9 protein-coding genes are annotated in these 7,852 nt (G+C 49.7%); all 9 read left to right on the top strand.

The window, feature by feature from the left end; all coding sequences use genetic code 11:
• A partial coding sequence (locus H8876_RS05915; RefSeq protein WP_249286958.1) for a hypothetical protein occupies positions 1-205 on the top strand: 205 nt, incomplete at its 5' end.
• Positions 206-248: 43 nt separating this feature from the next.
• Positions 249-1,514, top strand: coding sequence for a DNA recombination protein RmuC (locus tag H8876_RS05910; RefSeq protein ID WP_249286957.1), 1,266 nt, complete (start codon positions 249-251; stop codon positions 1,512-1,514).
• Positions 1,492-2,229, top strand: coding sequence for a metallophosphoesterase (locus H8876_RS05905; RefSeq protein WP_249286956.1), 738 nt, complete (start codon positions 1,492-1,494; stop codon positions 2,227-2,229). The genes H8876_RS05910 and H8876_RS05905 overlap by 23 nt, the downstream gene beginning before the upstream one ends.
• The gene (locus H8876_RS05900) at positions 2,229-3,422 is read left to right on the top strand and encodes a phosphopentomutase (RefSeq protein ID WP_465250735.1); all 1,194 of its coding nucleotides are present in this window, start codon (positions 2,229-2,231) and stop codon (positions 3,420-3,422) included. The genes H8876_RS05905 and H8876_RS05900 overlap by 1 nt, the downstream gene beginning before the upstream one ends.
• On the top strand, positions 3,419-4,723 hold the full coding sequence (locus tag H8876_RS05895) for a pyrimidine-nucleoside phosphorylase (protein WP_249286954.1): 1,305 nt from the start codon (positions 3,419-3,421) through the stop codon (positions 4,721-4,723). Before H8876_RS05900 ends, H8876_RS05895 begins: the two co-directional genes overlap by 4 nt.
• Positions 4,724-4,736: 13 nt before the next feature.
• Positions 4,737-5,819, top strand: coding sequence for a BMP family ABC transporter substrate-binding protein (locus tag H8876_RS05890; RefSeq protein WP_249286953.1), 1,083 nt, complete (start codon positions 4,737-4,739; stop codon positions 5,817-5,819).
• Positions 5,820-5,905: 86 nt separating this feature from the next.
• A complete protein-coding gene (locus H8876_RS05885) occupies positions 5,906-6,502 on the top strand; it encodes a TetR/AcrR family transcriptional regulator (protein ID WP_249286952.1) in 597 nt (198 codons plus the stop codon).
• A 10-nt stretch (positions 6,503-6,512) separates the two neighbouring features.
• Positions 6,513-7,373 (top strand): DUF2238 domain-containing protein, encoded by an 861-nt coding sequence (locus H8876_RS05880; RefSeq protein ID WP_249286951.1) that lies wholly within the window; start codon positions 6,513-6,515, stop codon positions 7,371-7,373.
• 120 nt (positions 7,374-7,493) lie between these two features.
• A complete protein-coding gene (locus tag H8876_RS05875) occupies positions 7,494-7,844 on the top strand; it encodes a response regulator transcription factor (protein WP_465250734.1) in 351 nt (116 codons plus the stop codon).
• Positions 7,845-7,852: the final 8 nt, after the last annotated feature.

The raw sequence follows: 7,852 nt of genomic DNA, 5'->3' as shown, positions 1-7,852 counted from the left end.
CAGGTGCGACGCCTATATCAGTCTGCAGGATGCTTTAAAGAAAAAGGCTCAGAAACAGCCTTTGAAGTATTCCGAATACAATGAGATTTTCAGGACGATGAAGGAAAAGAGAGAAGCTCTCAACGAAGAGCTTCATGAACTGGATATCATCTACACCGATTATTCCTACGATGAAAACGAGGATCCGTATACGTTCCTGAACTAGGAAGGCTCGGCGGAAGACGATAAAGACTACAGGGTAAAGACATATGAACATATTACTGATTGGAGTATGGAGCACACTGCTGATACTGGTCGTGCTGGTGATCATCCTGCTGATCCGTACCAGATCCGGGCGCCTGTCCGGTTCGGCAGGGTATGGAGGCGGCGGTCTGCCGAGGGAGCTGCGGGAAGAAATGTACCGCTCCCGGCAGGAAACCATCGGCATGGTGCAGAGCAGCGTGAAGAACATGGGCGATATGCTGTCGCAGGCGCAGCGGGAGAGCATGGAGCTGCAAAGCCGCCGGCTGTCGGAACTGAACAAGCAGTTTGCCCGTACCTCCATGGATATTGAACAGCGACTGGAAAATATCAGAATATCCATGGAGAAAAAAGTATCGAACATGACAGAAGAAAATAACCGGCAGCTTGCAGAAATGCGAAACACGGTGGATGAAAAACTGCAGAAAACGCTGGAAGAACGGATCGGAAGATCTTTTCGCCAGGTCAGTGAGAGCCTGCAGCAGGTCACACGCGGACTGGGAGAGATGCAAAACCTGGCGGCAGGCGTCGGGGATCTGAAAAAAGTCCTCTCAAACGTGAAGACCCGCGGGATCGTGGGAGAGATCCAGCTGGGGGCTATTTTGCAGCAGATCCTCTCGCCGGAACAATATGAAGAAAACATCGCGGTAAAGGGCGGAAGCGAGCGTGTGGAATACGCTGTGAAGTTCCCGGGAGAAGGAGACAGACCAGTGTATCTTCCCATCGATTCCAAGTTTCCGGGGGATGCATATCTCAACCTGCAGGACGCTTATGATACAGGCGACCGGCAGTTGATCAAAATAGCGACAGACAACCTGAGAAACGCTGTGATCAAGGCAGCGAAGGATATCCGAAGCAAGTATATCCAGCCGCCGCAGACGACGGAATTCGCGATCCTGTTCCTGCCGTTTGAAGGCCTTTATGCGGAAGTGCTGCGTCTGGGCATCGTAGAGAGCCTGCAGCGGGATTACCGGATCAATATCGCCGGACCGACTACCATGGCGGCTATGCTGAACAGCTTTCAGATGGGCTTTAAATCTATCGCTTTACAGCGCAGGTCAGGCGAGGTCTGGGATACGCTTGCAAAGGTGCGGACAGAATTTGAGAAGTTTGGCAATGTGCTGGTGAAGACACAGACGAAGATGGAGCAGGCACAAAAAGATCTGGAAACCCTGGTGGGAGTTCGAACGCGCGGGATCCAGCGAGCATTAAAAAATGTTTCGGTACTGGGTGAGGAAACGGAGGATGAATATGAGCATTTATGCGATCGCTGATCTGCATCTTTCCTTTGCTTCTTCCGTAGAAAAACCGATGGATATTTACGGGCCCAGATGGCATGATCATGCACAGAGACTGCACGACAACTGGTGCAGCAGGATAACAGACGATGATACGGTGATCATCGCCGGAGACATTTCCTGGGGACTGAAACTGGAAGAGGCAAAACCGGATCTGGACTGGGTGGCGGCTCTTCCCGGACAGAAGGTGATCCTCAAGGGAAATCACGACCTCTGGTGGAACGGGATCACGAAACTCAATAATATGTATGAGAATATCACGTTTCTGCAAAACGATTTTTACCTGGCAGAAGACATCTACATCTGCGGGAGCCGCGGCTGGCTGACGCCGGATAACGACGAGTTCGGAGAAGAGGATGAGAAGATCTATCGCCGGGAACTGATGCGGCTTGAGGCTTCTTTGCAGAAAGCTGCAAAGGATCGGCAGAAACGTTATGAAAAAGAAGACGATGCGGAACTGTTAGGAGTCCTCCATTATCCGCCTGTATCAAAGGCTGCTTCCTTTTCGGGATTTCAGCAGCTGTTTGAAGATTACGGGGTGAAGCGGGTGCTGTACGGACATGTACATGGAGAAGACGGATTTCGCAACACGATACAGGGAGTGCATCACGGCGTGGAGTATCAGCTGATCTCGCTGGACTTTCGGCAGTGCATTCCGCTGCAGATCAGAAAGCAGGGGTGGTATTTATGATTCGAAGAGCCATTATTATCGTACTTGACAGCCTGGGCGTCGGCGAGATGCCGGATGCTGCAAAGTATGGGGACCAGGGTGCGGATACGCTGGGACATATTCTGGATCACTGTCCGCAGCTTCAGATCCCGAATCTGCAGAAGATGGGTATGGGAAACATCAAAGACGCGGCAGGCGGACGTTTGAAAGTGGCACATCCGGAAGGCGTTTACGGGCGCTTTATGGAACATTCCACCGGAAAGGACACGACTACCGGACACTGGGAGATCGCAGGTCTCTATACGCCGAAACCGTTCAAAACGTATCCTGATGGTTTTCCGCAGGAACTGATGGAAGAGTTTTCACGACAGACAGGCAGAGGCTGGCTGGGCAACTGTACTGCATCGGGAACGGAGATCATCAAGGAGCTGGGGCAGGAACATGAAAAGACCGGTAAGGTGATCGTATATACTTCGGCGGACAGCGTGTTCCAGGTGGCGGCCAACGTGGATGTCGTTCCGCTTGAGGAGCTTTATAGCATATGTGAGAAAGCGCGTGGGCTGCTTCACGGTAAATATGCCTGCGGCAGAGTCATCGCAAGGCCTTATGTGCTGCAGCCGGACGGACAGAGAGTACGGACTTCTGATCGTCGCGACTACTCTGTGACACCGCCGGAGGATACCATGCTGGATCTGATCCGGGCAGACGGCGGGACGGTTTATGCAGTAGGTAAGATCCATGATATTTTCAATGGGAAAGGAATCACGAAATCCGTACACACCGTCAGCAATGATGATGGTGTTACAAAGACAATAGAAGCGATAAAGCAGGATTTTCGGGGGCTGATATTCACAAATCTGGTGGATTTTGATTCTAAATACGGCCATCGAAGAAATCCGGAAGGATACGGGAAGGCCATCGAAGAATTCGATGTGCGGCTGCCGGAGATCCGCAAGGCTATGAAACCGGATGATATGCTGATCCTGTGCTCCGACCACGGCAATGACCCGATACACAGCGGATGGGATCACACCAGGGAGCACATCTTCGGACTCATGACGGGAGATCAACTGAAAAAAGGAGTTGACCTGGGAACCCGGAGCACCTTTGCAGATATCGGAGAAACCGTAACAGCTATCATCACGGAGGGAAGAAAGAAGACTCCTATCGGAGAGAGCATGCGGGAACTGATCCTGCAGGAGGATGAAGGATGAATACAGTTGATGTGATCACCAGAAAGCGGGATGGATCCACACTGAACGCCGAAGAGATCCGCTACATGGTAGACGGCTATACCGCGGGAGATATCCCTGACTATCAAATGTCTGCGTTCCTTATGGCTGTTTATTTTCAGGGAATGAATGAAGAGGAAACGATCCTGCTGACGAAATACATGAAAGAGTCGGGAGATACGGTGGATCTTTCAGGGATCCAAGGCATCAAGGTGGATAAACACAGCACCGGTGGCGTCGGAGACAAGACGACGCTGATCGCAGGTCCTGCAGCAGCCGCCTGCGGTGTACCGGTGGCCAAGATGAGTGGACGAGGCCTGGGCTTTACCGGCGGGACTATCGATAAACTGGGAGCGATCCCGGGATTTCAGACGGCGGTCGAGGAACAGGATTTTATCGATCAGGTCAATGAGAAAGGCATCGCAGTCATCGGTCAGACGGGACATATCGCACCGGCAGACAAGAAGATCTACGCGCTGCGTGACGTTACAGCAACGGTGGATAATCTGAGCCTGATCACGTCCAGTGTCATGAGCAAGAAGCTGGCATCCGGATCCGATGCGATCCTGCTGGATGTCAAATGCGGGAATGGAGCCTTTATGCAGACGAAGGAAGAGGCAGAGAAGCTGGCAAGACTCATGGTCAAGATCGGCAGAGCGCACGGTAAGAAGACGATGGCGGTGATCTCCGATATGAATCAGCCTCTTGGCTGCGCCATCGGCAACGCCCTTGAGGTAAAGGAAGCGATCGAAGTCCTTAGGGGAAACGGCCCCGAAGACATCTCAGAGCTTTCTGCAGCACTGGCGGGCATGATGGCCTATCTTGGAGAGAAAGCGGCAACACCGGAAGAGGGGATCGCCATGGCAAAGAAAAAAATAGCAGACGGAAGTGCCTTGCAGAAGTTCCGTGACATGGTAGAAAGCCAGGGCGGAGATCCGCGGATCATAGAAGATACAGCGCTTTTGCCTCAGGCAGAAGCAGAGCTTGCATTTTTAGCAGACCGTGACGGCTGTATCGAAGAGATCCATGCCAGAAAAATGGGACTGGCATCTCAGCATACAGGAGCGGGGCGAGAACGCAAGGAAGATGAGATCGACCTGGCTGCCGGCATCCTTTTGTATAAAAAAGTAGGCGATTTTGTACAAAAAGGTGATGTAATTTGCAAGATTTATGGAAAAAATATAAAAAAATTAGAAAAAGCATTGGAAGAAATAAAAAATGCTGTTAAAATAAGCGAGAATCCTGTTAATTGTAACAGTTTGATACACGAAGTAATTCAATAAGGGAGGATTGGCGATGAAGCGATTTTTTATGTTTGTGACAGCGGTGATTCTGATCTTTTCCCTGACGGCATGCGGAGGCAGCAGCGAGAAAAAGAAATCTGACGAGGGAACCAGTGAGGTGGCCATGATCGTAGATGGCGAGCAGCTGGCAGAAGGCTCTGTGGATCAGAACACATGGCTGAGTGTAAAAGCGCTTGCTGATGAAAATGGTCTGAGCAGTCAGTATTATACTACGAAGGATCCGTCGAAAGATACGTATCTGGCATCGATCCAGAAGGCTGTAGACAAGGGAGCAAAATTCATTGTGCTTCCGGGCAGCAATTTTGAAACGGCGGCGTATGCGGCACAGTCGGCGTATCCGGACGTGGATTTTCTGCTGATCGACGGGGTGCCTCACGATGAAAACGGTGCATATGCGACAGCATCCAATATGGTCAGCATGGTCTTTGCAGAAGAAGAGGCCGGGTATCTGGCGGGCTATGCGGCGGTAAAGGAAGGATATACGAAGCTGGGATTTTTAGGCGGACAGGAGATACCTTCTGTCAAACGCTATGGCTATGGATTCGTGCAGGGAGCTGCGGCAGCTGCGGCTGAAAAGGAAAAGAAGGTGGAGATAAGGTATCAGTACACCGGATCCAACGATGCGTCCGATGCGGCAAAGGACACGGCGTCAGCCTGGTATAAGGACGGCACGCAGGTGATCTTTGCAAGCGGAGGCTCCATAAACAGTTCTGTGATCAAGGCAGCTGAAAAGGTGGATAAAAAGAAGAAGAAGGTGATCGGATCCGATGTGGATCAGAGCGAGCTGTCGGATACTGTGCTGACTTCCGCAGAAAAAAATCTGGACAAGGCGGTCGGTGATCTTATGAAGGACTATGCGTCGGATAAGTTTGTAGGCGGCATGGCGTTCAACTATGCGGCGAAAAATAACGGCGTTGCTCTGGAAATCGATAACGGAAGATTCGACAAGTTCACGCAGGAGGACTACGATGCCGTTTTCGCGAAATTGAAATCCGGTGAAATCGAACTGAAGAAGGATACCGGAGCAGGTTCTGCAGCAGAACTTGCAGGTGACTGGGTCACTATAGTGCAATAGAAAACAGAAACGCATGTTTTTGTAAATAAAAGGAAAGTGATGAGAAAAGTATGGATGGAAGCAAGGAGAATGGGAGGAGAAAGAAAATGAAAATCAACAGAACCAGAGAAAGAATCTTAGACAAATCCATTGAGTTATTCAATCGGAAGCAGGCGTCAAACGTAAGTACGGTACAGATCTCGACCGCACTGGAAATCAGCCCGGGAAATCTGTATTACTACTACACCAACAAGGAAGAAGTGATCCGCTGCACCTGGAAAGAACGGATGGTGCCGGAGATCACAGAGATTCTGGAAACGGCAGAGGAAATCAACGATAAAAAAGATCTGGAACAGTATCTGAAGAAGTTCCTGGCGCACTATGCCAAGTTCCGTTTCTTTTATACAGAGAGAACGACGATGTTTTATAATGACGATGAGATGGAAGATCTGTATGTCGAAACGGCTGTGCAGGAAAAGGAAACTCTGGAAGCTGTATTTAACCGGTGGGCAGGCGAAGGCAAAGCTGATTTCAGCAAAGAGGATGCAAAGCTTCTGGCAGACAGCAGCATGATCCTTCTGGAAGCACTGGCTGCCGACAATAAAAACGCAGGAGAAGTTGAAGAAGGGGACAAAGAATTTCAGGCGTATGCAGACAAGGCTTTAAGCTATGTGATGGCTGCACTGGGGGCTCACCTGAAATAAGAAAGAATTTATGAAAAAAGAAAAAGGACAAAAAGTAAAGTTTATTGTCTACGTTGTGGTAAGGGTTTTAGTCGTTCTGGCGCTGATCAGGCAGATCTGGGAGCACGACTGGCACGACGTGATGCTGTGCGGCATGACGCTGATCCTGCTGTTTCTGCCGACGCTCTTGTCAAAACAGCTGGCTCTGCGACTGCCTAATGTGCTGGAGATAATCATCGTGGTCTTTATCTTTGCAGCAGAGATCCTGGGGGAAGTCCATGGATTTTATGTGATATTCCCCAACTGGGATGATATCCTGCATACGACGAACGGATTTCTGGCAGCAGCCATCGGGATCGCGCTGGTGGACGTGCTCAATCAGCATGAAAACGTCAAGCTGAATTTGTCGCCGGCTTTTGTGGCGGTAGTTTCGTTCTGCTTTTCCATGACGATAGGCGTGCTGTGGGAATTCTTTGAATGCAGCATGGATATGTTCTGCGGGACAGATATGCAGAAGGATACATGGATCTCCGCGTTCAATTCTGTTGCCATCAATCCGGACGGTGTTAATGTGCCGGTTCATGTGGATGTGGATTCCGTGACAGTAAACGGCCAGGTGTGGCAGCAGTACCTTGATATCGGTCTTTATGACACGATGCAGGATCTGTTCGTAAACTTTATCGGAGCCGTGGTGTTCTCCATCATCGGTTACATATACATTAAAAACAGAGGACGCGGGATCGCAGCCGAGTTTATTCCAACGATGGATATGGAAAAATTTGAAGAAATAAAAGAAGAACATCAGGAAGAACTGGATCATCTTCTGCATGATAAACTGAAGCTGTCTAAAAAAGAGGAAAAACAGCAGACGGATGATACGGAAAAAGAATAGAAATAAGAGGCAGGGAGCAGTTACAGGTGGCTGCTCCCTCTTTTTAAATAAATCTTAAACGCTCACTGGATTTTTTCTTAAGGATTCCTGTGGCATAATAACAGTGGAGGTGGAAGAGGAATGTATAACATATTGATCTGTGATGATGAACCGGATATCGTATCGGCATTGAAAATATATCTGACAGGTGATGAATATCAGCTGTTTGAGACGTATAACGGCAGGCAGGCTCTGGAAACCGTGGACAACAATGAGATCCATCTGGTACTGCTGGACATCATGATGCCGGAAATGGACGGGATCCAGACGCTTAGCAGGATCCGTGAACATCACAATATGCCGGTCATTTTTCTGACGGCAAAAGGAGAAGATACAGATAAGATCCTGGGACTGAATATCGGGGCAGATGATTATGTGACCAAACCTTTTAATCCGGTAGAGCTTTTGGCCCTGTCTCTTATACACATCTGACGCTGCCG

The sequence above is a fragment of the Lentihominibacter faecis genome, from assembly GCF_014306095.1.
Taxonomy (GTDB): Bacteria; Bacillota; Clostridia; order Peptostreptococcales; family Anaerovoracaceae; genus Lentihominibacter; species Lentihominibacter faecis.
Note: the sequence above shows the minus strand (reverse complement) of the source record. Positions and strands in the feature narration are given on the sequence as shown.

What these genes read in the sequence shown, in the direction of transcription:
- H8876_RS05910 (WP_249286957.1), top strand. Translation starts at nt 249, where the DNA reads ATGAACATATTACTGATTGGAGTATGGAGCACACTGCTGATACTGGTC.
- H8876_RS05905 (WP_249286956.1), top strand. Translation starts at nt 1,492, where the DNA reads ATGAGCATTTATGCGATCGCTGATCTGCATCTTTCCTTTGCTTCTTCC.
- H8876_RS05895 (WP_249286954.1), top strand. Translation starts at nt 3,419, where the DNA reads ATGAATACAGTTGATGTGATCACCAGAAAGCGGGATGGATCCACACTG.
- H8876_RS05890 (WP_249286953.1), top strand. Translation starts at nt 4,737, where the DNA reads ATGAAGCGATTTTTTATGTTTGTGACAGCGGTGATTCTGATCTTTTCC.
- H8876_RS05885 (WP_249286952.1), top strand. Translation starts at nt 5,906, where the DNA reads ATGAAAATCAACAGAACCAGAGAAAGAATCTTAGACAAATCCATTGAG.
- H8876_RS05880 (WP_249286951.1), top strand. Translation starts at nt 6,513, where the DNA reads ATGAAAAAAGAAAAAGGACAAAAAGTAAAGTTTATTGTCTACGTTGTG.
- H8876_RS05875 (WP_465250734.1), top strand. Translation starts at nt 7,494, where the DNA reads ATGTATAACATATTGATCTGTGATGATGAACCGGATATCGTATCGGCA.